Below are 24,981 nucleotides of genomic sequence, written 5' to 3' on the forward strand. Positions count from 1 at the left end.
GAAGAATCAATCTGTGTATTTGGAGGTGTAATATGAGTGAAAAAATAACAGAAAAACAAGATGTAGATGTACTTAGTTTTGAGGATGGTATGTCAGCAGAAAAAGCTAAAAATGCAAAAAAGACTACTAAAAGATTATTGAAATATATGAAGAAACAAAAATTTAAGTTATTAATGATTTTTATTTCAGTATTAGTAAGTTCAGCTCTTACAGTTTTAGCACCAATGGTTATGGGAAAAGTTATTGACCAATTATTTAATGGGATTAAAACTGCAGTTCAAACAGGTACAAAGTTCAGTGTGAATTTTAGTACTATGGGAGGTATAATATCAATACTTCTAGGGTTATATTTGATTAGTGCAGTATTCATATATATACAACAATATATTATGTCAGGGGTTGCACAAAATTTAGTTCTTAACATGAGAAAAGATTTAAGTGATAAATTAAATAAGCTTCCTCTTAAGTACTATGATTCCCACAAAAAAGGGGAAACACTTAGTATCGTCACAAATGATTTAGAGAAGGTAGCAGATAGTTTACAAGAAGGGTTAATGCAACTTATTACGGCAGTGGTCACAGTGATTGGTTCTATTGTAATGATGATAAGCATAAGTATACCACTTACAATAGTATCAGCTGTAACATTGCTTGTTTCCTTAGGTATTACTGTTATAATTGCAAGAAAATCACAAAATAGATTTTCAGAAAATCAAAAAGCATTGGGAGAATTAAATAGCAATATAGAAGAGATGTTTACTGGTCAAATAGTAGTCAAGGCATTTAGTAAAGAAAAAGATACTATAAAAAACTTCAAAGAATTAAATCAAAATCTTTATAATGCTAGTAGAAAAGCTCAATTCTCATCATATGCTATATCTCCAATTATTAGATTTATAAATCAAATTGGGTATGTTATTATAGCAGTTGTGGGAGGTGTATTTGCATCAACTGGAGCAATGACTCTTGGTAGTATACAGGCGTTTATACAATATGTAAATCAAGCATCAGAGCCTACTACAGAGATATCTTATATTGTAAATATGCTTCAAGCTGCAATTGCATCTGCAGAGAGAGTTTTTAAAGTTATGGATGAAGTTGAAGAAATAAAGGACAAAGAAGATTCAAAAGTTATCAATATGCCTAAAGGTAAAGTGGAATTTGAACATGTTAAATTTGGATATAGTGATGATTCTATTCTTATGAAAGATATTAATATTAAATTGAATGCAGGAGATAAGATTGCAATTGTTGGACCTACAGGAGCTGGGAAGACAACTCTTGTAAATTTACTTATGAGGTTTTATGAGATACAAGGTGGAAGAATTACTATTGATGGAGTTAATATAAAAGACTTAAAACGTGGAGAACTTAGAACTATGTTTGGAATGGTTCTACAAGATACATGGCTATTTAATGGTAGTATAAAAGAAAATATTGCTTATAGTAAGTCAGATGCTACAATGGATGAGATTGTAAATGCAGCAAAATCAGCAAGAGTAGACCACTTTATAAGAACTTTACCTAAAGGTTATGATACCGTATTGACTGAGGATGCTTCTAATCTATCTCAAGGTCAGAAACAACTTTTAACAATTGCCAGGGCAATACTTTCAGACCCATCAGTGTTAATTCTTGATGAGGCAACCTCTAGCGTAGATACTAGAACAGAGGTTGAGATTCAAAAGGCAATGAATAACTTAATGAAGGGAAGAACTAGCTTCGTTATTGCACATAGATTATCCACTATTCGTGATGCGGATTTAATATTAGTAATGAAAGAAGGTACTATTATTGAACAAGGAAATCACAAAGAACTTATTGAAAATAAAGGATTTTATGAAGAACTTTATAATAGCCAATTTTCAAGTGAATATGACGAAGAAGTTGTGTAATTAAAATAATTAATATGATAAGAAATAGATAGACTTATTTTAAATAAGTCTATCTATTTTTCATTTGAAACAACTAAATCAATAAATAATTGCATAAGGGGACTAATCCACTTATTTTTATGATGGCCACATACTGCTACAATGCTTCTATCATCTAACTCTGTATCTATTGCACATAGTTCTCCTGTCTTCAAATCATCTTCTACTGCAAACGTAGGAAGGTATGACACTCCCATATCATTTTTTACTAAATTTTTAATAGTAGGTATACTCCAGAGTTCAATCGTATGGTCTAGAGTAATATTTTTTTCATTTAAATATGATTCAAACATTTGTCTAAAAATACATGCTGGCTCATCTATTATGAAAGGTATATCTAATTCTTGGTTTGGAGTAATAAAATCAGGGAATTGTTTTTTTACTTTTGGAGATGCAACTAGTGTCAAAGGTGATTCTCCAACAGTATAGGTAGAAATAGAATTTCCCAAGCCTCCAATATCTTTATAAAATATTCCTAAATCAATGCTTCCTGCAAGCAAAGAATTTCTAATATCATAGCAATTCATTGAGCGAAGAAATAGCCTTGCATTTGGTGCCATTTCATGAAAACGTTTTAAAATAGGAGGTATTTTATAACAAATAAGAGTTTCTCCCATTGCGATATGTAAATCACCACGTAACTCAGACAAGTCAGTACCAAAATTCTTCATTTTATCAACAGAACATAGAACGTCATCCACATAAGGTATTAGATTTTTGCCAGCTTTAGTTAGAACCATTTTTCTTCCTATCTTTTCAAATAAGTGTGTAGATAGCTCTTGTTCTAACTGTTGCACTTGGAATGTTATTGTTGATTGTGTGTAATTGAGTTTATTTGCTGCTTTAGAAAAACTACCTTCTTCTATTATGGTTTTAAAAGTTTGTAGGTATTTAAAATACATGCTCATCCTCATTTCATTCAATATAATTGAAGTATAGATTTAAATATTTCGATTTTTTTTATTGTTTGATTTATAGTATTATAATATAAAAGGAGAGTGATTACAAGTGTTGAGTGAAGTTTTATTGTCTTTTTTACCATACGCATTTGTTACAGGTTTTACACCAGGACCTAATAATATTCTTGCATTAAACACAATTAGTAATAATGGATGGAAAAAAGGAAAGTCAGTGGTTATAGGAATTAGTATGGGATTTATATGTATTATGTTTATATGTGCTCTTGGATGCCTTGAATTATCAAAGTTTATACCAATGATTACTGGTATTATGAAGTACATAGGAGCACTTTATATTATTTGGTTAGCAATACAAGTAGCTAAGAGCAAACCAAACAATGATAGTGATGTGAAGAAAGAATCCTTTTGGACTGGATTTATTTTGCAGTTTGTCAATGTAAAAATTATAATATTTGCTATTACTGTATATACAGGGTATGTAATACCTGTGTCACAGTCAGTTGAATATTTATTATCAGCAGCAGTTTGTAATAGTATTGTAGGCATATCTGGGACTTTGACATGGGCTCTAGCAGGAGGTATTTTACAAAAATATATAAACAAGCATTATAAAGTAATTAATATTATTATGGCACTAGTACTTGTTTGGAGTGCAGTAAAACTAATTTTAACATAATTAAGCATATAAATTTAATTATTTAGTATTATAAATTTAGAAGATGGAATTATGGATTATATCATTTTGAATAAGAAACTTGATTTTTTATTTGAAATATTTAATTTATCTATAAATAACATCTTCTTTTTTTTACCTCTAAAACAACTATTCATTGACTATACAGAATCTAATACCATATAAAATTTAATAAATTTATAGAAATCTCATCAGCTTAATCTTGTTTGCCACATATATGCCATAAAGATGCACTTATTTTACGGAGATTTAACAAAGTCAAGTGAAGTATACTCTAAATATAAAATAAATCAAACATAGTTAAATGAATTGAGAGGTGATAATAATGGATAAGAAGTTAAACTATAGATTTGAGATGAAACATAAAATAACTGAAGCTGATGTCCTAGCTTTAAAATCAAGGCTTTATCCAATAATGAAAAAAGATAGAAATGCATCAAAAGATGGAAAGTATCTTATCAGAAGTTTATATTTTGACACTCCTGAAGATAAAGCACTTTTAGATAAGTTAAATGGAGTTGCAATGAGAGAAAAGTTTAGAATAAGATTTTATAATAATGACCTTTCTTATATAAAATTGGAGAAGAAAATAAAACATTATAATATGACATCAAAACTGTCAGCTAGTTTAACTAAAAAAGAAGTAGAGAAGATATTAAAAAATGACATTGAGTTTTTAAAAGAATCGACAAACTGCTTATTAAGAGAATTTTATTTAAAAATAAAATGTGAAAGATTGGAGGCAAAAAGTATAGTTGATTATGATAGAGAAGCTTTTGTCTATCCACTTGGAAATGTAAGAGTTACAATCGATAGCAATATTAAGACTTCTGTAAATTCAGTCAATTTATTCAATAAAGAATTGCCAACAGTATCAGTTATTGATGAAAATATGACTGTATTAGAAGTTAAATATGATGAGTTTATACCAGATTTTATAAAAGATTTGGTTCAGATTAATAAAACTACTTCTACAGCAGTTTCAAAGTATGCATCAAGTAGATTGTATATATAGGATTTAAATTCAAATTTTAGGTAAAGAGCGTCCAAATAAAATAAAAAAATTAAAAAATAGGAAGGATGATTTTAGTTATGACGTTTAACGATATTTTTAAATCAAGTTTTATAGAAAATGTATCAGGTTTTTCATTTGTAGATAGTGCTTTAGCTCTAGGTTCAGCATTTTTAGTAGGTTTGTTTATATATATGATTTACAAAAAAACCTATATGGGTATTATGTATTCTCGACCATTTAATGTGTCACTTGTAGCACTTACAATGCTTACAACTTTCGTAATATTGGCAGTTACATCAAATGTAGTTTTATCTCTAGGTATGGTTGGTGCTTTATCTATAGTAAGATTTAGAACAGCAATTAAAGACCCAATGGATTTGGTATTTCTATTTTGGTCATTAGGCTCAGGCATAGTTTTAGGTGCAGGTTTGATTCCATTAGCTGTTATGGGTTCAATAATCATGGGATTGATTCTAATATTCTTTTCAAACAAAACAATATCTGAAACACCATATATATTGATGGTAAATTGTAATAATGAGAATTCAGAAGATATTGCAACTGACAAAATTAAAAAAGTATTTTCTAAATATCAAATAAAATCAAAAAGTGTTACACCAGAAAAAGGTATAGAATTGGTATTTGAAGTAAGAATGAAAGACGGAGAAACAAGTCTTATAAATGACTTAAGCCAAGTCGATGGAGTTACTAATGCAGTTCTTGTAAGTTATAATGGTGACTATGTAGCATAGAGAGGAGTAATCTTTTATGAAAGATAAAAAATTTACCCTTCTTATCTCAATTATGGTTATATTTTTATGTGCAGTAGTTGGAGTTTACAGTACATATGGTAATAAAAATGTTGATTTATATAGCAATGTATATATTGAAAAATATTTTGACAGAGACAAGGTTATGGAAGTTAATATAGAAATAGATGAAAGTGACTTGGAAGATATGAATGAAAATGCTATAAAAGAAGAATTTAAAGTTGCAAAAGTAACTGTAAATGGAGACACATATGGAAACGTTGGTATAAGAACTAAAGGAAATTCAAGTCTTACATCTGTAGCAAATAGTGATAGTGATAGATATAGCTATAAGATTAATTTCGATAAATATAATACTAGTCAAAGTATGGAAGGTCTTACTCAATTAAACCTTAATAACTGTTATTCTGACCCATCTTATATGAGAGAATTTTTAACTTATAGTGTCTGTGAGGAGATGGGATTAGCTACTCCAGAATTTGCATATGCTAAAGTTTCTATAAATGGTGAATATCATGGATTATATTTGGCAGTAGAAGGGTTAAAGGAATCTTATCTTGAAAATAATTTTGGAGATGTAACTGGAGACCTATACAAATCAGATGAAGGAGCCTCATTACAATATGAGGGTGATGACCCAGATAGTTATTCAAATCTAATCGTTGAAAGTGACAAGAAAACTGCTGATTGGTCTAAAGTTACAAAACTACTAAAATCTTTAGATACAGGTGAGGATATTGAAAAATATCTTGATGTAGATTCTGTCCTCAAAAATATAGCAATAAGTACAGCTTTATTAAATCTTGATAGTTATCAAGGTAGTTTCGCTCATAATTACTATTTATATGAACAAGATGGAGTGTTTTCTATGTTGCCATGGGACTTTAATATGTCATTTGGTGGATTTAGTGGTTTTGGTGGAGGTAGTCAATCTATAGCTATTGATGAACCTACAACAGGTAATTTGGAAGATAGACCTTTAATATCTGCATTATTAAAAAATGATACATATAAAGCTAAGTATCATGAATATCTAGAAGAAATAGTAACCAAGTACTTGGATTCAGATTATCTGGAAAATATGACAACAAAATTACATGGCTTGATAGCATCATATGTAAAAGAAGACCCAACAGCATTTTATACTTATGAAGAATTTGAAAAAAATATAACATCTTCAATTGAAGACTCTAGTGATAATAAGGGATTTGGTGATAAAGAATCTAATAATAAAGAATTTAATAATGAAAATAATAGTTTTGAAAACAAAAGTAATGAAAAAGAAGTTAATGCTGAATTAACATTAAGCAAAGTCAAAACTAATACAGATAATGATACTCAAAATAACACTACAGATAATAGTGAAAATGAGAATAATACAAATACCAATAAAAGTGGTGATGATACTAATGAAAAGTCAGGAGGGCCTATGGGTAAAGGTGGAAAGTCAATACCAGGAGTTTTAGAAGTTGCAGAAAATATGAGTAAAACTATAAAAGCTCAATTAAGTGGAGAATCTTCTTCAACTAAGGAAACTTCTGATGATAATAGTTCAAGTGAAAGTAAAGACACAGAAAATTCTGATGATAATATGAGTGGCATGCCAGAGCCACCTGAAGGCATGGATGGTAAAACACCACCAGGAATGGGAAATATGGATAAGGGTGATATGAATGGTAAAAATGGAGATATGAATATAGATAGAAGTCAAGGTAATCCAAAGGAAGCTGGGGGTTTTGGTAATAAAGGAGGCGACTCTATGAATAAAACAACAACATACTCTAAATTAATTTTAGGTGGAGTTTCAATGATAATCATGTCAGTTATGTTAGTAGGTGTATCAAAGATAAACCGAAGAAAATTTATAAAGTCAAAATAGATTCAGATACAAATAATATTGATACTGTTAAGTAAATATCTACTTAACAGTATTTTTTTTATTTTAATATCTTTGTTTTTAATAAAAAGTATTTTCTTATTAGTGTTAGATTAATAATCGTTGTAATTTCGTACATTTATAATTTTACAATGATATAGTAAAATTTAATTCTATTAAAAAAGTACATAGAAAAAAACGATTAGACAAAGTATGAAAAGTATAATACGATTATTTTGGGGTAAATGGAAAATAAATTTATATTTTGTAGAAATATCCATAAAAATGAATGTTTTAAATTTAACTTATATTAAAGTAAAGAGTGATGTGTAAGTTTAAAAATTATAAAACTAAATTATGGTATATAAATAAAGTTTAAATTCATGTAAATAAAAATATCATCAAGTATGGAGGGATTTTAATGTATTGGAAAAGAGCATTAAGCTTATTAACATTAGGGTTAGTTATTTGTGGATTAACAATAGGTTGTTCAACAAAAGAAGAGCCTGAAAAAGAAGAAAAGAAGACTATTACAGTAGCTACAGGAGCAAAGTATTATCCATTTAATTTTAGAGAAGATGGGAAAATGCAAGGTTTTGAAATTGATATATGGAATGAAATTGGGAAAAGATTAGATTCTGAAATTAAGTATGAAGTAAACAATGGGGATACAGGTGGATTACTTGGTATGGTAGATAGTGGAAAAGCAGATACAGCAGCTCAACAAATAAGTATAACACCAGAAAGGGAAGAAGTATATGATTTCACAGTACCATATGCTTATAATCCTTTAATGATAACTATTAGACCAGAAGATAAAGATAAGATAAAAAGTCTTGAAGATTTAAAAGGTAAGAAAGTTGAGGTTGGTGCAAACTCATCTGAAAGAGCTATAATGGAAGAAAAAAATAAAGACAATTCAATGGAATTAGTATTTAATGATGGAGCAGATTCATATGAAGGCCTTGAACTTGGAAGATCTGATGCAAGAATAATTTCTGTTTCAGCTACAGCAGCTAGAAATAAAAAAGCTGGCTCAAACTTTATAGCTGTTGGAGAACCTATCTATGAAGAGATAAATGCATATCCATTTAAAAAAGATGAAAAATCAAAAGAATTAAAAGCTAAAGTTGACGAAGCAATAACAGCTATGAGAAAAGATGGAACTCTTACTGAAATTTCTAAAAAATGGTTTGGGGAAGATATAACAATTGAGAGATAGGTGACTTTTATGAGTTTAGATATATCATTCATGTTTAAAATTTTACCAGAAATATTTATAGCATCTAAAGAAACAATAATAATTGCTTTAATATCTCTAGCGCTATCTCTAGCGATAGCAATTGTAATGGCATTGATAAGCTATAATGAGGTTAAAGTATTAAATCAAATTGTCAAAGTGTATACATCAATTTTTAGAGGCACACCATTGCTAGTTCAATTGTATGCATTATATTTTGGATTGCCAAGAGCTATTCCAGCACTTGTAGAAATGTCTCCATTTACTGCAATAATAATTGCTTTGTCAGTAAATATGTCAGCATATATGTCAGAGACTATAAGAGGAGCTATTTCCTCTGTTGATAGGGGACAATATGAAGCAGGGGCTTCTATAGGACTTACAAATGTACAAATATTTAGAAGAATAGTTATGCCACAGGCTATAAGAGTAGCTATACCTGCATTGTCTAATCACTTTGTAGATTTAATTAAGGGTTCATCACTAGCTTTTACTATAGGGGTAATAGAAATAATGGCAACAGCAAATTATAATGGCGGTAGTAAATATAAATATCTAGAAGCTTTCTTAGTAGCAGGATTTGTGTATTGGTTCATATTATTTGTATTTGGATTTATTCAAAAGAAAATAGAAGAAAAACTAAATGCTGCATACTAACAATAATATTACCATAATAAAATAAAAGCTATTTAAATATAATAAAATATGTTTAAATAGCTTTTATTATTTAATTATAAATAAAATTGAAAAAATAGTGTTTAATTGTAGAAAACATAAATTATTTCTTCAAAAAAATAATCTGAAAATTTGTAACCAAATTGTAATAAAATGGTAGTTATTTAGCATAAAATGATGTATCATAGAGTTAGATTATAAAATTTATAAGATAGGATTTTTGCACGAAAACTGCTGACTTTTGGTATTTAAGGTGAGTAGTTAAATTATGTTTAGGAGGGGTAGATTTTGTTACAAAAAGTATTATGGAAATTTTCAAAGCTGGTTTTAGGTCTATTTATATGTTCAATTGGTATAGTATTGACGATAAATTGTAACCTAGGTTTATCTCCTTGGGATGTGTTTCATCAAGGTCTTTCAAATCATGTAGGAATAACTATAGGGACTGCCTCTATAATTGTAGGCTCTATAGTAGTTATAGCTGATGTTATTCTAGGTGAAAATGTAGGATGGGGAACTGTATTCAATATGTTATTAATTGGCTTTTTTATGGACTTACTTCTATATACTAACTTAATTCCAAAGACGGATAGTGTATTAATAGGAATAATTATGTTAATTTTAGGTTTGGGGCTTGTAGCTCTTGGAATGGTATTTTACATGGGAAGTGGTCTAGGAAGTGGACCCAGAGATGGTTTGATGGTTGCTCTTCAAAAGAAAACAGGAAAATCACTTAACTTAATAAGAGGAACTATAGAAGTTGGTGCATTAATAGTTGGATTTTTCTTAGGTGGAAAAGTTGGCATAGGAACTATAATAAGTGCATTTGGTCTAGGATATCTTACACAAATATTATTCAATTTGTTTAAATTAGATTGTAGTAAAATCAAACATAGATTTATAATAGATGATATAAAATTTATAAAATTGTATGTGAGCGGAGATAAAAAACCTGCTACTCAAAATATGGCTAAATAGCTCTATAAAGAATTAATTAGAAGTATATAGTAATTATAAATAAAAATTTTCTTGTAAATATATAAAATTTCAAATATTAAAAGATATGGATTGCTAAAAAACTATAAAATATAGATTTTTAGCAATTTTTTATTTACTTAACATATTCTAAGACTTTAAAAGCTTTTATATATGTTATATGAATTGATTTATTTATAATTAGAGATACTAAACTTTATAGATATTAATATAAACACATTCAAATTGTGTATTTTCAAAGCCTTTAAAATACTTATATTTATTCTAACTAAAAAAATAAAAAAATTAGCAAAAAAGTCTTGTATTATATCTAAATTTTATATATAATTACCTATGTTGTTTACAAATTTTAAACTCAATGTTTAGTAAACAAAATGTTTAGTAAAATAAAACAAAAATTAGGAGGTGCAACATGGATATAGGTGAAAAGATAAAAAGATTAAGAACAGAAAAACAACTGACCCAGGAAGAGTTAGCTAATAGATGTGAATTGTCAAAAGGATTTATTTCTCAACTAGAAAATAACTTAACATCACCATCCATAGCTACCCTTATAGATATACTTGAGATATTAGGTACAAATTTAAGGGAATTTTTTAATGAAATAGATGACGAAAGAATTAGTTTTACAAAAGAAGACATGTTTGAAACTGAAGATGAAGATTTAAAATATAAATTAAAGTGGTTAATTCCAAATTCACAAAAAAATGAAATGGAGCCAATAATAATAACATTGTATCCAGGTGGACAATATAAAGAAGAAAAGCCACATGAAGGTGAAGAATTTGGATATGTATTAGCAGGTTCAATATATGTTCATATAGGCGAAAAGAAAAATAAGGTAAAAAAAGGAGAAAGCTTTTACTTTAGACCAAGAGCAAATCACTATATATCAAACGAAGGTAAAACGACAGCAAAAGTGATTTGGGTAAGTACGCCACCATCATTTTAGAATAGAGGTGTTTAATAAGTGGTAGAAAATATAATAGAATTAAGAGATATATCTAAGCATTATGAGGAACTTACTGTTTTAGATAATTTCAATTTAGATATAAAGAAAAATGAGTTTTTAACTTTACTTGGACCAAGTGGATGTGGAAAAACTACTACATTAAAAATAATAGCAGGGTTTGAGTATGCTGATGATGGTAAAGTTTTATTTGAAAGTAAAGAGATAAATAATTTGCCACCATATGAAAGACAAGTAAATACAGTGTTTCAAAAATATGCTTTATTTCCACATATGGATGTATATGAAAATGTAGCTTTTGGACTAAAAATTAAAAAGACTCCAAAAGATGTAATAGATGCTAAAGTGAAAGAGGTTTTAAAACTTGTTGCACTAGAAGGCTTTGAAAGACGACAAGTTGACTCATTAAGTGGAGGACAACAACAGAGGATTGCAATAGCAAGAGCTTTAGTTAATGAACCAAAAGTATTGTTACTAGACGAGCCACTTGGAGCATTAGATTTGAAATTAAGACAAGAAATGCAAATAGAATTAAAAAGAATTCAAAAAAAATTAGGAATAACATTTGTGTTTGTAACTCATGACCAAGAAGAGGCTCTTACTATGTCAGATACTATTGTTGTAATGTATAAAGGTAAAATACAACAAATGGGAACACCTCAAGATATATACAATGAACCTAAAAATTCATTTGTAGCAAAGTTTATAGGTGAAAGTAATATATTTGATGGAATTATGATGGAAGATTATAAAGTAAATTTCTGTAATAGAGAGTTTGAGTGCGTAGATAAAGGATTTGAAAAAAATGAAAATATAGAAGTAGTAATAAGACCAGAAGATATAAAAATGGTAAAGCCAGAAGAAGGAATGTTAAAGGGGAAAGTTACATCTACAGTATTTAAAGGAGTGCACTATGAAATAGAATTAAATGAAAATGGAAGATTGTGGATACTTCATAATACTAAAAATGCTGAAGTTGGAGTAGAACTAGGCATGGACATATATCCAGAAGACATCCATATAATGAGAAAAGAGAGTAACTAATATGAAGAAGAAATCTTTTTTAGCATATCCATATGTAGTTTGGAGTGCGATATTTGTAATAATTCCTTTAATACTAGTAGTATTTTTCAGTTTTACAAAAGACTCAAGTACAGGTTATGCATTTACACTTGAGAATTATAAAGAAGTAATAGACCCTATATATATTAAAGTATTTGCTCGTTCTATTCTTTTAGCAGGAGTAGCTACATTGATATGTCTTGTAGTTGGTTATCCAGTGGCATATATAATTTCAAAAGCTCATGTAAGTAGAAGAGGTTCATTAATACTGTTGTTTATTCTTCCTATGTGGATGAATTTTCTTTTAAGAACGTATGCATGGGTAGCTATATTAGGAAAAAATGGACTTTTAAATACGTTTTTAGGATGGTTTGGAATACAGCCATTAGCAATTTTGTATACTAATGTTGCTATACTTTTAGGTATGGTATATAACTTTTTACCATTTATGGTTCTTCCAATATATACAGCACTTTCAAAGATGGATAATGATTTAATAAATGCTGCTCATGATTTAGGTGCAAATAACATGACAGTATTTAGAAAAATTATATTTCCTTTGAGTTTGCCTGGAGTAATGTCTGGAATAACTATGGTATTTATGCCAGCAGTTACTACTTTTGCAATATCAAGACTGCTAGGTGGAGGTAAAATAATGTTAGTTGGAGATTTAATTGAACAACAATTCACAGTTGTTGGAGATTGGAACTTTGGCTCAGCTATATCGATATTTATGATGATAGTAATATTAATATCCATGTCGATAATGTCAAAATTTGGAGATGAATCTGACAAAGAAGGTGGTGGGTTACTATTTTAAAATTAAAGAAAATAACTTCTAATATATATTTAGCATTAGTATTCTTATTTTTGTATGCACCCATATTTGCATTGGTACTATTTTCTTTTAATGATTCAAAATCAATGGCAAGATGGAATGGATTTACGTGGAAATGGTATGGTCAATTACTTCAAAATGAAAGTATAATGAGTGCTTTATATTACACTGTTGTTATAGCTATATTAGCATCTGTAATATCAACAATAGTAGGAACTATAAGTGCTATAGGAATACATAAGATGAGAGGGAAGAGTAAAAAATTAATACTGAATGTAAACTACCTTCCTATTTTAAATACAGAAATAGTTACAGCAGTAGCCCTTATGAGTCTATTTGTATTTGTAAAAATGGAATTTGGTTTTACAACAATGTTATTAGCACATATAATGTTTTGTTTGCCATATGTTATACTTTCAGTTTTACCAAAAATGAAGCAATTACCTGATAATATAGAAGATGCAGCTATGGACTTAGGAGCAACACCTATGTATGCTCTTAGAAAAGTAATTTTACCACAAATAAAACCAGGTATAGTTTCTGGATTTTTGATTGCATTTACTATGTCAATAGACGACTTTATAATAAGTTTCTTTAATGCTGGAAATGGTGTAAGTAATCTTTCTATAGAAATCTATGGAATGGCTCGAAGAGGTATAAAGCCTGAAATAAATGCATTATCAACGATAATGTTTGCGGTGGTTTTAGGATTACTTCTATTGGCTAATAAAAAAGAATCTATAGTAAGGGGGACTAAATAATGATTAAGTTTAAGAAAATAATATCCCTTATAACTGTAGGTATGATTACAGCAACTTTATTTACAGGATGTAATAAGTCAACAGATTCTACAAAGGTTCTAAATGTATATAATGTTGGTGATTATATAGATGAATCTCTTATAGATAAGTTTGAAAAAGAAACAGGAATAGAAGTTCAGTATTCAACTTATGATACTAATGAAATGATGTATCAAAAGGTTAAGAGTGGTAGCACTCATTATGATTTAGTTTTTCCATCAGATTATATGGTGGAAAAAATGAAAAATGAAGGTCTTTTGGAAAAAATAGATTTTAAAAATATACCTAATATGAAGTATTTAGATAAGAGTTTTTTAAATCCTGTATATGATGAAACTAATGAATATAGTGTTGCATATATGTGGGGTACTCTTGGAATCTTATATAATAAAAAAGAAGTTAAAGAGCCTATAGATAGTTGGAATATACTTTGGAATCCAAAATATAAAGGAAACATGATGATGTTTGACTCTGTTAGAGATACTATAGGGATAACCCTTAAAAAATTAGGATACAGTATGAATAGTGTAAATCCAAAAGAAATAAATGAAGCAAAAAATCTTTTAATAAAGCAAAAGGATTTGGTCTTAGCATATGTAAACGACGAAGGAAAAGATAGATTATTAGGTGGAGAAGTTGCAATGGGGATGTTGTATTCTGGAGATGCAGTTACATTGATGGATCAAAATCCTGACCTTGATTATGCTATACCTAAAGAAGGTACAAACAAGTGGGTGGATGCTATGTGTGTACCTACAACAGCACAAAATAAAAAAGAAGCTGAGTTATTTATAAACTTCTTGCTAGACCCAGAAAATGCAAAAGTAAATGCTGAGTATATTGGATATTCAACACCTAATACAGGAGCACTAAAGTTATTGGACCCAGAAATAACTAGCAATCCTGTTGCATATCCATCTAAGGATGTACTTGCTAAATGTGAAACTTTTGAAGATATTGGTGAAAACATCAAGTTATACGATAAGGCTTGGATAGAGTTAAAATCAAAATAGAGTATTATTTATTTAATAATATTTACTTAATAAAACTGTTCTTATTTAGAAATTATTTTCTAATTATTGAACAGTTTTATTTTTTTGCTTATACATAAATATGTGTATGTTATAGATATATATAATTTATTTACTATAAATACATACATGATAATTATTTTAAAGATAAGCAAATAGATAGCATTAATCTTAAATATTTGCTTGTTTTTTTATTATTTATTTATATATATATAATTTAATTTATTTTTATTAAGTTAAAAAATTATTTACATATTGATTTTAATAATAATTAGAAAAAATGGGCAACTTAATAAAATAATTGGAGGTGTAAATTTATAAAAAATGAATGGGACAAATAAAAAGATAGATTTATTAATGTTAAGTTTGTTTGTTTTTATATTTTTAATTGTTGGGATAGTAATACTATTTATTAGAACAGAAAATAAACTGAATGTATTTATAATGTTATCAGTTATTTTTTTTATAATAATGTTAACTTATTTATCAAACTCAGTAGTTGGTTTAATAACAAGTTCAATAACTATATTTATATATACATCCTATATTTTATATAACAATATTACTCACAATATAGATGTTGAGTTTATATCATATATATGGATAATAGCAATACCAATATCTTCAATTATAATGGGGAACATAAATAAAAACATAAATGAATTACAACTTACAAATATAAAATTAACTGAACAATATAAGGAACTAGTAACTATAGATAATGAAACTGGGCTTAGAAACTTAAAAATTTTTTATAATGATGTAGATATGGAAATAAGTAAGTCAGTCAGATATACTACTACTTTTTCTCTTATGATAGTAAAATTACCATATTATGAAAACCTACAGACTATATTTGGTGAAAGTAAAACTAACAAAATAGTAAAATATATTAGTTCAAATATTGTGGAATGTACAAGAAATGAAGATATAATATACAGTTTACAAAAAGATATGATAGGAATACTGATGCCAAACACAGCATTAGAAGGCTCAAAAGTTGTTAGAGATAGAATAAAGAAGAGGATAAAAGAGTTAAACTTAGATTTAAATAATAAAGGAAGATATGTAAATATAGATGTGAAAATTGCAATTTTAGAGTATAAAGATACTTTTGGAAACAGTATAAATTTTAAGAATATGGTTGAAGAGGAATTGCAGTATGATGTTTAAAACTTACAATAAAAATTTATCTAAAGTGTTAATTGTGCTTTTAATAGTATTGATAATGTCAAATTTTAATATATGCTCATATGCGGTAGAGACTTATTCTAATACAAATAAGGTACTGGTTATTTATGATTCTAAGAAAGAAACATCTTACAATCGAGATATCTTGAAAATTGTGAGGACTCTATTAGGTAGATTTAGCTCAAATATAGAGTTATTAAAATTAAGCAACTATGATAATGAGATAAATGAAACTTATTATAGTCATATATTTATTATAGGAATAAATGAAAATTCATATAGTAATGATGAAAAAACTAACACCTTAATTAATTCATTAGATTCCTATAAAGGAGTCATCTGCTGGTTAGGGAATGGTATAGAAAATCTGTTGGAATATAAGAAATATAACTTAGAATATGTAAAAAAAACAAATAATATAAACAGTGTAACCTATAAAGGTAAAGAGTATAACTTGGAGGAACACTATTTATTTAATATTGTAAAATCAATAGATAAAAACAATAAAATTATAGGAACTATTAGTGATACAGTAAATGAATATCCGTATATTGTAAATGATAAAAATCTTTTCTATGTGTCAAAGTTGGATTTAGATGGTGTTTTATTTTATATATTTTGTGATTCACTAAATGATGTGTTTAATGTTAAAACTTTCAATAAAGGTCGTATATTCGTAAGAATAGAAGATGTACATGCATTTAGAGAACCAAAAGAATTAATAAAAATAGCTGATTATTTAAGCAATAAGAATATACCATTTACAATTGCTTTGATACCAGCTTATGTAAATCCTAAAAATCATAAGATAACGACTTTATCAGAAAGCCCTGAGATTGTTAAAGCAGTAAAATATATGCAAGATAAGGGTGGTACAGTGATATTACATGGATACACACATAAATATAAAAATGAAGAAGTTTCTGGAGAAGGATATGAATTTTGGGATGGGGAAAAAGATGAGCCATTAAAAGAAAATATGACAATTTTTGTGAAAGATAGGGTTTTAAAAGGGCTTAGAATATGTATAGAAAATGGAATTTATCCTCTTGCATTTGAAGCTCCTCATTATGCAATAGAATCTGAAGGATATAAAGAATTAAAAAAATATTTTTCTACTTATGTAGGGCAACATCAAAATAATGATAAAAAATTTAGCACAAATACGTATCCATATGTAATTAGGGATACAGAAGAATTTAACATATTCATTCCTGAAAATTTGGGATATATAGACCCAGAAGATAAACTTACTTTTCAAAACATAAAAGAAAATTTAGATACACTATCTATTGTCAGAGGTTTTAGTGGTGGTTTTTTCTTTCATTCGTATTTAGATATAAAATATTTGAAAGATACAATAGAATACCTAGAAAAACAAAATATAGAGTTTTTGGATTTAAGAGATTTTGATAATTGGGTAAAGGTTGATGAGATACAAATAAGAAATAATGGTAATGAAATTAAAGTCAACTATGATAGAAATTTAGAAAAAAATAAAGAAGATGAAACTAGGTTTAAATCTATATCTAAAATCAGCAAAATTTTAATATCAATAGTATCTATAAGTGTTTTAGTTTTTGTAATTATATTTATATATTTTAAAAAAATAGATAAAAAGAAATTTTTAAAATAAAAAAGTTTAGATGAAGTGCTAATATTTAAAAAGATTTTAGGTGAATTTTATGAGAGGATTAAATGTATCAGAGTATCTATTTATATTTAGTTTATTTAGTATATGGTCTTTACTACTTATAAATATAGTTTTAGCTATGGGGGGATATCTATTTTATTTTAAGAACTTTGATAAAAAAATAAAAAAAATTGATAGATATCCAGTGGTATCAATACTTGTTCCTGCTCATAATGAAGCAAAGGTGATAGGTAGGACTGTGGAATCTTTATTACTACTTAATTATCCTAAAGATAAAATGGAACTTATTGTGATAAATGACAACTCTTCTGATAATAGTAGAGAAATTTTAGAAAGCATAAAGAGTAAATATAAAAACTATAATTTTACTATTATAAATACAGATAGCATGACTGGAGGTAAGGGAAAATCAAATGCATTAAATATTGGATATAAAATTTCAAAAGGAGAGTTTATAGCAGTATATGATGCAGATAACACCCCAGATAGAGATGCACTTAGGTATTTAATACAAACAATAGTTCTAGATGATGAATTAGGTGCTGTTATTGGAAAGTTTAGAACTAGAAATAAAAGTAAAAATCTATTGACGAAATTTATAAATATTGAAACCTTAAGCTTTCAATGGATGTCTCAAGCTGGTAGATGGCAATTATTTAATTTATGTACAATACCAGGAACTAACTTTATATTGAGAAAAAATATTATAGAAGAAATTGGGGGATGGGATAGCAAAGCAATTGCAGAAGATACAGAAATTAGCTTTAGAATATATAAGTTAGGATATAAAATAAAGCTTGTGCCACAGTCGATAACATGGGAACAGGAACCAGAAACTATTAAAGTTTGGATGAAGCAAAGGACCAGATGGGCAAAAGGGAATATATACGTTTTAATGAAATATATAAAAAATATATTTAAACAAGGTAAAAATAAAATTGTATTTGATATAGCCTACTTTTTTTCTGTATATTTTCTATTTTTAACATCTGTTATTATCTCAGATATTTTATTTGTTTTAAGTGTATTTAAATTAATAGAGATTTCTATTCCAATCAACTTTATTATAATATGGATACTATCATACATTTTATTTATCATAGAAGTGAGTATAAGCTTAACTATAGAAAAAGGTGAGGCTACAATTGAGAATATATTTATAGTAGCACTTATGTATTTTACATATTCTCAACTATGGCTATTTGTTGCTATAAAAGGAATGGTAGAGTATTTAAAAGATATAATTTTTAAAAGAGAAGTTAAATGGTATAAAACGGAAAGATTTTAATTCATGTACAGGAGGTATTAACATGAAAAAATTTGTTGTATTAATTGTATCTTTAGTATTGTTTTTTTCAAATATCGCATTTGTAGATGAAGTAAAAGCTGATGAAACCAAAGTCAAAAATTATAAGTTTGAAAGAGATGTAACTATTGATGGAGTTATAGGTAGCAATAGTACTTTTTTTGAAGTAAACAAAAATTGGGATGTTGAGGAAGTATTATTTAATCTTAATTTTAGTAAGAGTCAAATATTAAATGGAGATGTTTCAAGTTTAACTATCTTAATAAATAATGTACCAATAAAATCGATTAAACTAAATGCCAAAAAAGATTATAAAGATACATTAAAAGTATCAATACCTAAAGATTATATAATACAAGGATATAATGAAATAAAAGTAAAAGCATATAAAACAATATCTGACAAAATATGTCAGGATGATTCTAACACTGGAAACTGGATGGTTATTCATAAGGAATCTTATACATCAATTAGATATAAGCAGAAAAAATTGGGCAATTCAATAAATGAGTATCCATATCCATATATAGAAATTGAAGAAAATTTTAAATTAGATACAACTTTAGTAGTTCCAGATAATATGAGTAGAGGTGAATCTACAGCTGTGTTTAATTTAGCATCAGAATTTGGAAAAATAACACAGAACGATAAGTTACAGTTTGACGTTAAATTATATTCAGAAATGAAGAACTGGTCAGATGATAACATTATATACATTGGTAAACCTGAAAATACAGCAGAAGAAATTTTGAATATTCTAAGTGCAAAGGAACAAACTTTATTATCTTCAAATTGTATAATTAAGCAGATAAATTCTCCATATAACAATAATAAGAAGATGCTGGTGGTAATAGGTAGTAATGAAGAAGATTTAATAAAAGCATCTAAAGTATTGATAGACAATAGACTTTCTAATCAAATTCTATCATCATCAATACTTGTAAATAAAGATACTAATATAAAGACTGATGGTGAACAAGAATTAAATTTAGGACATATGACTTTAGAAGAACTAGGATATGCAGATATTTTATTGGAAGGTGCATTTAGTCAACAAGCTTTATTTGATGTTAGAATACCAAAAGGTAGAAAGTTAAATAATGGTTCAAAGATTGTTTTAAATTTAAGATATTCTGATAATTTGGATTTTGACAAGTCATTAGTTACAGTATATATAAATGATGTTGTTGTAGGAAGTAAAAAATTAGATAGAGCATATTCAGACAATGACAAGCTAGAATTAAAAATACCTAAAGATATAGATAATAAAAACTACTATCAAGTTAAGTTGGTGTTTAATTTAAATATAAAAAATTTAAATTGTGTTACAAGAGAAAGTAATAATCCTTGGGCATACGTGTCAAATAGTTCTTACTTGGAATTATCGACAAAAGAAAATCAGTCACTGAATTTTGAAAGTTATCCATATCCATTTGTTAAGAATGATAAGTTTAATGATTTAACTGTAATAATGCCAGATTATTCTGGGTCTCAAGCAATGACATGGATGTCCAGACTAGGTGTTAATTTAGGTGCAAATATTAGTTCACATGAAGGAAACATAAATGTAATTAGAGGAAAAGAGTTTATCAATAAATATAAAGATGCGAATATTATAGTTTTTGGAGCACCACTTAACAACTCTGTTATAAAGATGATAAATAGCAACTTAAATGTAAAGTTCAATAAAAACTATTCTAACTTTTTATCAAATGATAAGATAAGCTTTATTGACGATTATGGTAAAAATATTTCATCAATACAATTGATAAAATCACCTTACAATAATCAAAGAAATATTATGGTAATCAGCTCAATAGATGAAAAAAATTTATATTTAGGAATGGATTATTTATTAAATAAAAGTCAAGGCAATGATTTAAAAGGAGATACACTAACAATTGATGAATATGGAGAAGTAAAAGATTTAAATTACAATACAAAAATAAATAAAGAAATAAAAGATTCAAGTAGAGAATTGAATATAAGTAAAACAGCTAAAGTTTTTTTTGTTGTTTCTTTTATTGTTATAACTGTAGCTATAATTCTATCAATATTATTTATCAAGAAATATAAAAGAAGATAATACAGTAAACTTATTATTTTAAAATGAGGTATATGATTTGAATAAAAATATAAACAAATTTAAATTTAAGAAAAATATTTTAATCTTAGGAATTATTTTAACTTTTGTATTTATAATTTATTTTGTAAATATTGAATTAAAAAATAGAAGTTTAGTAGATAGCCAGTATGAGGGCAAGATTAAATCAGCCAATTTATCTATAGATTATGAAATAAATCAAGTTATGAAGGATATAGATAAGCTAGGATTGAATACAATAAATGTACCTATAGTTATAACTGTAGATGATATTAATTCTGATATCATGTCAATAGATAATAATAGCAAAAAAAAGGCAATCAAACTAATAAAAAAATTAAACAAGCAGGGTATTTCCACAATATTGGAAGCATATCCATGGATAAAAAATGGAGAGTTGTATGAGACAGATTGGAATCCTATGAATAAAAAAAGATTTTTTTATAACTGGCAAAATACTGTATTAAATGAACTTATAGAAGATGTAGCAAATCCATTGGATGTAAAGGTTTTAAATGTAGGCTCTAATTTTGTATACCTAGAAGAATATCAACAAAATTGGGGTGAAATAATAGATTTTGTACAATCAAAATTTGATGGTCTTGTAACATATAGAACTAATTGGTGGTATACAAGAAAAGGTGATTTAAATAGTAAATTATCTTATGAACAAAAACTAAATAATAATTTTTTTGATAAGTTAGACTTTATATCCATAGCAGCGTATTTTGAGTTAAGTGATAAATCTGTCAATACAGTTGATGAATTGGTTTCTGCTTTACATTCATCTACTGTGAATAATAGAGGACAAAATATAAAAGAAGAACTATATAATCTTTATAAGGTTCATCATAAACCGATATTTTTTGGAGAATTAGGCTTTTCAAATAGAGAAAATGCAAGTTCTCAACCATGGAATCATGTTCCTTCAGAAATTATAAATGATGAAGAACAAGCGAGATGCTTTGAAGCATATAGGAGAGTTTTTGAAAAAGAGGATTGGATAAATGGTTTTTCTGTGTTTTGTGTAGGTAAAATTGATGAAGAAAAAAACTTTTATCCATCAAAAGAGAGTATAAAGATTATTAAATCTTGGTATAAATAAATTTGTTATATAAATAGACAATTATAGTATATAAATAGTTGATTAGGAGAGATATAAATGGATGACATCAAGGTTATGACTGTATTTGGAACTAGACCTGAAGCTATCAAAGTAGCTCCTTTAATTAAGGAACTTGAAAAAAGAGAGCATATAAAAAGTATTGTGTGTGTGACAGCACAACATAGAGAAATGCTTGACCAGGTTATAGAAACTTTCAATATAAATGTAGACTATGATTTAGACATAATGAAAAAAGGGCAAAGTTTAAATGATATAACATGTAAAGTTTTAAATGAACTTCCCATGATTATAGATAAAGAAAAGCCAGATGTAATCTTAGTACATGGAGATACAACGACAACTCTAGCTACTAGTTTAACTGCATTTTATAGTAAAGTTCTAGTAGGTCATATAGAAGCAGGACTTAGAACTTATGATAAATATTCTCCATTTCCAGAAGAACTAAATAGACAACTTACAGGAATTATTGCTGATATACACTTTGCTCCTACTAATTTGGCAAAACAAAACCTAATTTCAGAAGGAAAGTCTGAAGACAATATATTTGTAACAGGCAATACTGCAATTGATGCATTAAAGATGACAATAAGAGAAAATTATACTCACCCTATAATGGATAAGCTTGGTGATGACAGAATGATTTTATTGACTTCTCATAGGAGGGAAAACTTAGGAGAACCTATGAGAAATATATTTAGAGCTGTAAAGCGAATAGTAGATGAATTTGAAGATGTACAGGTAGTATATCCTATACATTTAAATCCTGAAATACGTAGTATAGCCAGTGAAGTATTTGGGAAAAACACTAAAAAAATTCACATTATAGAGCCTTTGGAGGTAGTTGATTTTCACAATTTTTTAAACAAATCATATATGATAATGACTGATAGTGGTGGAATACAAGAAGAGGCTCCATCGCTAGGGAAACCAGTACTTGTGTTAAGAAAAAAGACAGAAAGAATAGAAGGTATTGAAGCAAAAACACTTAAATTAATAGGTACAAATGAAGAAAATATATATAATTCTGTAAAACAATTATTAACAAATAGAAATAATTATATTCAAATGAGTAAAGCTTCAAATCCATATGGGGATGGAAATGCAAGCAAGTATATAGTGGATATAATAGTAAAAAAATTTAATTGAAGATACTTAAATTAGCTTTTGTTAGCTTAATTTAAATTTTATATAAGACAGAATTAAAATATAACGACTTAATATAAAAATTATGATAAGATAAGGAATACAATTAGCAAGGGGGAATAATATGGCTAGAAAATGTATAAAAAATTTAGGCAAAAATAAAGCTGTAAGAAGGTTAAAGCTTGTATTTAAGAAGATATTTATTACTGTGTTTATAATAGCAAGTATAATAGCTGTTTTTAATATAACAAAATATTTTGAAGACTTATATAAGGTAAGAGATATAAAAACTACTAAAATTGAATACTATATGGATGTAGCTGATGAAGCAGGGGGCGGAAAAGTTCAATTAAGCTGGAAGGAGTTACTTGCTATAGATATGGTAATTTATGATGAAGATTTAAGTAATATAAAAAAGAAAGATACATTAAATGTTGGTGAAAAATTTATAGTAGAAGACAAAAATGATAAAGGAGAAAAAGTATACAAGGTAAAAAAGTTTAAGAAAGTATTGAATGAATTGAAATTTGACGCTTCTCAAAAAAGTAGAGCAAAAAAATACATGAAGGATTTAGAATACACATATCTTGGAAATAAGGAACTAAAAGATAGTGATGAAAAAATTAAGTTTATAAAGAAATTAGAAGACTCAGCTATAAGAGAGTATATCGATTATGGTATATTACCATCTATAACAATTGGACAAGCAATATTAGAATCTGGGTGGGGCAATTCTAAACTTACAAAGCAAAGTAATAATTTATTTGGTATAAAGGCAGATAAAGCGTGGAAGGGAAAAAGTGTAGCAATTTCAACTTCTGAACATTATAATGAAAAAATTGTAGCAAGTTTTAGGTCATATGGCTCATTAGAGGACTCTGTAAAAGACCATGGTTTATTTTTAGTAAATAATAAAAGGTATAGAAAAAATGGATTATTTGAAGCAAAAGACTATATTAGTCAGGCACAAGCATTAGAAGATGCTGGATATAGTACAGCTGAAGATAAAAGTGGGAATCGTATATATGCAGAACTACTAATAGAGGTTATTAGAAGCTATAACTTACAATTAATAGATAATAAAGTGGAAACAAAATAAGGATTAATTCTACATGAAAGTGTAACAAGATAAATTTGTTTTATACAAAAGAATAGAAAAAATGTAAAAAAACATAAAAAAATGTATTGACTTGTTATTTGAAAGGTGATATTATTATTACTGTACTCGAAAGAGAACAAAATGAACTTTGAAAATTAAACAGTAGGTTAATTTATAAAAACAAGAAACAAACCATAAAGCCAGATATTTAGATAACAATAGTATCTGAGCCTGATAAACTTTTATTTGAGAGTTTGATCCTGGCTCAGGATGAACGCTGGCGGCGTGCCTAACACATGCAAGTTGAGCGATTTACTTCGGTAAAGAGCGGCGGACGGGTGAGTAACGCGTGGGTAACCTACCCTGTACACACGGATAACATACCGAAAGGTATGCTAATACGGGATAACATATTTGAGAGGCATCTCTTGAATATCAAAGGTGAGCCAGTACAGGATGGACCCGCGTCTGATTAGCTAGTTGGTAAGGTAACGGCTTACCAAGGCGACGATCAGTAGCCGACCTGAGAGGGTGATC

Annotated in this window: 21 protein-coding genes and 1 rRNA gene; 21 read left to right on the top strand and 1 reads right to left on the bottom strand. The window is 27.6% G+C overall.

Features of this window, described 5'->3' with window-relative positions:
• Positions 1–32 precede the first annotated feature (32 nt).
• Complete coding sequence (locus IC219_RS08740) at positions 33–1,895, top strand: ABC transporter ATP-binding protein (RefSeq protein ID WP_227831595.1); 1,863 nt, start codon at positions 33–35, stop codon at positions 1,893–1,895.
• A 53-nt stretch (positions 1,896–1,948) separates the two neighbouring features.
• Here IC219_RS08740 and IC219_RS08745 read toward each other — a convergent pair whose 3' ends face one another.
• Positions 1,949–2,836, bottom strand: coding sequence for a LysR family transcriptional regulator (locus IC219_RS08745; protein WP_227436635.1), 888 nt, complete (start codon positions 2,834–2,836; stop codon positions 1,949–1,951).
• Positions 2,837–2,942: 106 nt separating this feature from the next.
• Between IC219_RS08745 and IC219_RS08750 the strand changes: the two genes are divergently transcribed.
• The 20 genes from IC219_RS08750 to IC219_RS08845 form a co-directional block, all read left to right on the top strand.
• Complete coding sequence (locus tag IC219_RS08750; RefSeq protein ID WP_227436633.1) at positions 2,943–3,530, top strand: LysE family transporter; 588 nt, start codon at positions 2,943–2,945, stop codon at positions 3,528–3,530.
• Between the two features lie 343 nt (positions 3,531–3,873).
• Positions 3,874–4,563, top strand: coding sequence for a polyphosphate polymerase domain-containing protein (locus IC219_RS08755; RefSeq protein WP_227436630.1), 690 nt, complete (start codon positions 3,874–3,876; stop codon positions 4,561–4,563).
• Positions 4,564–4,640: 77 nt separating this feature from the next.
• A complete protein-coding gene (locus IC219_RS08760) occupies positions 4,641–5,315 on the top strand; it encodes a DUF4956 domain-containing protein (protein WP_407812130.1) in 675 nt (224 codons plus the stop codon).
• Between the two features lie 16 nt (positions 5,316–5,331).
• Positions 5,332–7,212 (top strand): CotH kinase family protein, encoded by a 1,881-nt coding sequence (locus IC219_RS08765; RefSeq protein WP_227831596.1) that lies wholly within the window; start codon positions 5,332–5,334, stop codon positions 7,210–7,212.
• Positions 7,213–7,630: 418 nt separating this feature from the next.
• Positions 7,631–8,431, top strand: coding sequence for a transporter substrate-binding domain-containing protein (locus IC219_RS08770; protein ID WP_227482922.1), 801 nt, complete (start codon positions 7,631–7,633; stop codon positions 8,429–8,431).
• A gap of 9 nt (positions 8,432–8,440) precedes the next feature.
• Positions 8,441–9,106, top strand: a complete 666-nt coding sequence (locus IC219_RS08775; protein WP_227482921.1) for an amino acid ABC transporter permease — start codon at positions 8,441–8,443, stop codon at positions 9,104–9,106.
• A 306-nt stretch (positions 9,107–9,412) separates the two neighbouring features.
• Positions 9,413–10,102 (top strand): YczE/YyaS/YitT family protein, encoded by a 690-nt coding sequence (locus IC219_RS08780; RefSeq protein ID WP_227436626.1) that lies wholly within the window; start codon positions 9,413–9,415, stop codon positions 10,100–10,102.
• Positions 10,103–10,532: 430 nt separating this feature from the next.
• On the top strand, positions 10,533–11,072 hold the full coding sequence (locus IC219_RS08785; RefSeq protein WP_021383760.1) for a helix-turn-helix domain-containing protein: 540 nt from the start codon (positions 10,533–10,535) through the stop codon (positions 11,070–11,072).
• Positions 11,073–11,090: 18 nt separating this feature from the next.
• A complete protein-coding gene (gene potA, locus IC219_RS08790) occupies positions 11,091–12,134 on the top strand; it encodes a spermidine/putrescine ABC transporter ATP-binding protein (protein ID WP_227436625.1) in 1,044 nt (347 codons plus the stop codon).
• 1 nt (position 12,135) lies between these two features.
• Positions 12,136–12,972 (top strand): ABC transporter permease, encoded by an 837-nt coding sequence (locus IC219_RS08795; protein WP_227436623.1) that lies wholly within the window; start codon positions 12,136–12,138, stop codon positions 12,970–12,972.
• Positions 12,973–13,076: 104 nt separating this feature from the next.
• The gene (locus tag IC219_RS08800; protein WP_227436781.1) at positions 13,077–13,751 is read left to right on the top strand and encodes an ABC transporter permease; all 675 of its coding nucleotides are present in this window, start codon (positions 13,077–13,079) and stop codon (positions 13,749–13,751) included.
• Positions 13,751–14,803, top strand: coding sequence for an ABC transporter substrate-binding protein (locus IC219_RS08805; protein WP_227482919.1), 1,053 nt, complete (start codon positions 13,751–13,753; stop codon positions 14,801–14,803). Before IC219_RS08800 ends, IC219_RS08805 begins: the two co-directional genes overlap by 1 nt.
• Positions 14,804–15,145: 342 nt before the next feature.
• On the top strand, positions 15,146–15,994 hold the full coding sequence (locus IC219_RS08810) for a diguanylate cyclase domain-containing protein (RefSeq protein ID WP_227831597.1): 849 nt from the start codon (positions 15,146–15,148) through the stop codon (positions 15,992–15,994).
• On the top strand, positions 15,984–17,648 hold the full coding sequence (locus IC219_RS08815; protein WP_227831598.1) for a polysaccharide deacetylase family protein: 1,665 nt from the start codon (positions 15,984–15,986) through the stop codon (positions 17,646–17,648). The genes IC219_RS08810 and IC219_RS08815 overlap by 11 nt, the downstream gene beginning before the upstream one ends.
• Before the next feature lie 49 nt (positions 17,649–17,697).
• On the top strand, positions 17,698–18,954 hold the full coding sequence (locus IC219_RS08820) for a glycosyltransferase family 2 protein (protein ID WP_227831599.1): 1,257 nt from the start codon (positions 17,698–17,700) through the stop codon (positions 18,952–18,954).
• A 22-nt stretch (positions 18,955–18,976) separates the two neighbouring features.
• Entirely contained in the window at positions 18,977–21,058 is a 2,082-nt protein-coding gene (locus tag IC219_RS08825; RefSeq protein WP_227831600.1) for a cellulose biosynthesis cyclic di-GMP-binding regulatory protein BcsB, read from the top strand.
• 37 nt (positions 21,059–21,095) lie between these two features.
• Positions 21,096–22,181, top strand: a complete 1,086-nt coding sequence (locus IC219_RS08830; protein WP_227831601.1) for a glycoside hydrolase family 113 — start codon at positions 21,096–21,098, stop codon at positions 22,179–22,181.
• 57 nt (positions 22,182–22,238) lie between these two features.
• Positions 22,239–23,348, top strand: coding sequence for a non-hydrolyzing UDP-N-acetylglucosamine 2-epimerase (gene wecB / locus IC219_RS08835; protein WP_227436609.1), 1,110 nt, complete (start codon positions 22,239–22,241; stop codon positions 23,346–23,348).
• Positions 23,349–23,469: 121 nt separating this feature from the next.
• The gene (locus IC219_RS08840; RefSeq protein WP_227831602.1) at positions 23,470–24,444 is read left to right on the top strand and encodes a glycoside hydrolase family 73 protein; all 975 of its coding nucleotides are present in this window, start codon (positions 23,470–23,472) and stop codon (positions 24,442–24,444) included.
• Between the two features lie 242 nt (positions 24,445–24,686).
• Positions 24,687–24,981, top strand: a 16S ribosomal RNA gene (locus IC219_RS08845); the annotation flags it as partial.

This window comes from Clostridioides sp. ES-W-0018-02, assembly GCF_020658175.1.
GTDB lineage: Bacteria > Bacillota > Clostridia > Peptostreptococcales > Peptostreptococcaceae > Clostridioides.

What these genes read in the sequence shown, in the direction of transcription:
- IC219_RS08765 (WP_227831596.1), top strand. Translation starts at nt 5,332, where the DNA reads ATGAAAGATAAAAAATTTACCCTTCTTATCTCAATTATGGTTATATTT.
- IC219_RS08755 (WP_227436630.1), top strand. Translation starts at nt 3,874, where the DNA reads ATGGATAAGAAGTTAAACTATAGATTTGAGATGAAACATAAAATAACT.
- IC219_RS08825 (WP_227831600.1), top strand. Translation starts at nt 18,977, where the DNA reads ATGAAAAAATTTGTTGTATTAATTGTATCTTTAGTATTGTTTTTTTCA.
- IC219_RS08815 (WP_227831598.1), top strand. Translation starts at nt 15,984, where the DNA reads ATGATGTTTAAAACTTACAATAAAAATTTATCTAAAGTGTTAATTGTG.
- IC219_RS08770 (WP_227482922.1), top strand. Translation starts at nt 7,631, where the DNA reads ATGTATTGGAAAAGAGCATTAAGCTTATTAACATTAGGGTTAGTTATT.
- IC219_RS08805 (WP_227482919.1), top strand. Translation starts at nt 13,751, where the DNA reads ATGATTAAGTTTAAGAAAATAATATCCCTTATAACTGTAGGTATGATT.
- IC219_RS08800 (WP_227436781.1), top strand. Translation starts at nt 13,077, where the DNA reads ATGGCAAGATGGAATGGATTTACGTGGAAATGGTATGGTCAATTACTT.
- IC219_RS08740 (WP_227831595.1), top strand. Translation starts at nt 33, where the DNA reads ATGAGTGAAAAAATAACAGAAAAACAAGATGTAGATGTACTTAGTTTT.
- IC219_RS08795 (WP_227436623.1), top strand. Translation starts at nt 12,136, where the DNA reads ATGAAGAAGAAATCTTTTTTAGCATATCCATATGTAGTTTGGAGTGCG.
- IC219_RS08785 (WP_021383760.1), top strand. Translation starts at nt 10,533, where the DNA reads ATGGATATAGGTGAAAAGATAAAAAGATTAAGAACAGAAAAACAACTG.
- IC219_RS08745 (WP_227436635.1), bottom strand. Translation starts at nt 2,836, where the DNA reads ATGTATTTTAAATACCTACAAACTTTTAAAACCATAATAGAAGAAGGT.
- IC219_RS08840 (WP_227831602.1), top strand. Translation starts at nt 23,470, where the DNA reads ATGGCTAGAAAATGTATAAAAAATTTAGGCAAAAATAAAGCTGTAAGA.
- IC219_RS08760 (WP_407812130.1), top strand. Translation starts at nt 4,641, where the DNA reads ATGACGTTTAACGATATTTTTAAATCAAGTTTTATAGAAAATGTATCA.
- IC219_RS08775 (WP_227482921.1), top strand. Translation starts at nt 8,441, where the DNA reads ATGAGTTTAGATATATCATTCATGTTTAAAATTTTACCAGAAATATTT.
- wecB (WP_227436609.1), top strand. Translation starts at nt 22,239, where the DNA reads ATGGATGACATCAAGGTTATGACTGTATTTGGAACTAGACCTGAAGCT.
- IC219_RS08820 (WP_227831599.1), top strand. Translation starts at nt 17,698, where the DNA reads ATGAGAGGATTAAATGTATCAGAGTATCTATTTATATTTAGTTTATTT.
- IC219_RS08810 (WP_227831597.1), top strand. Translation starts at nt 15,146, where the DNA reads ATGAATGGGACAAATAAAAAGATAGATTTATTAATGTTAAGTTTGTTT.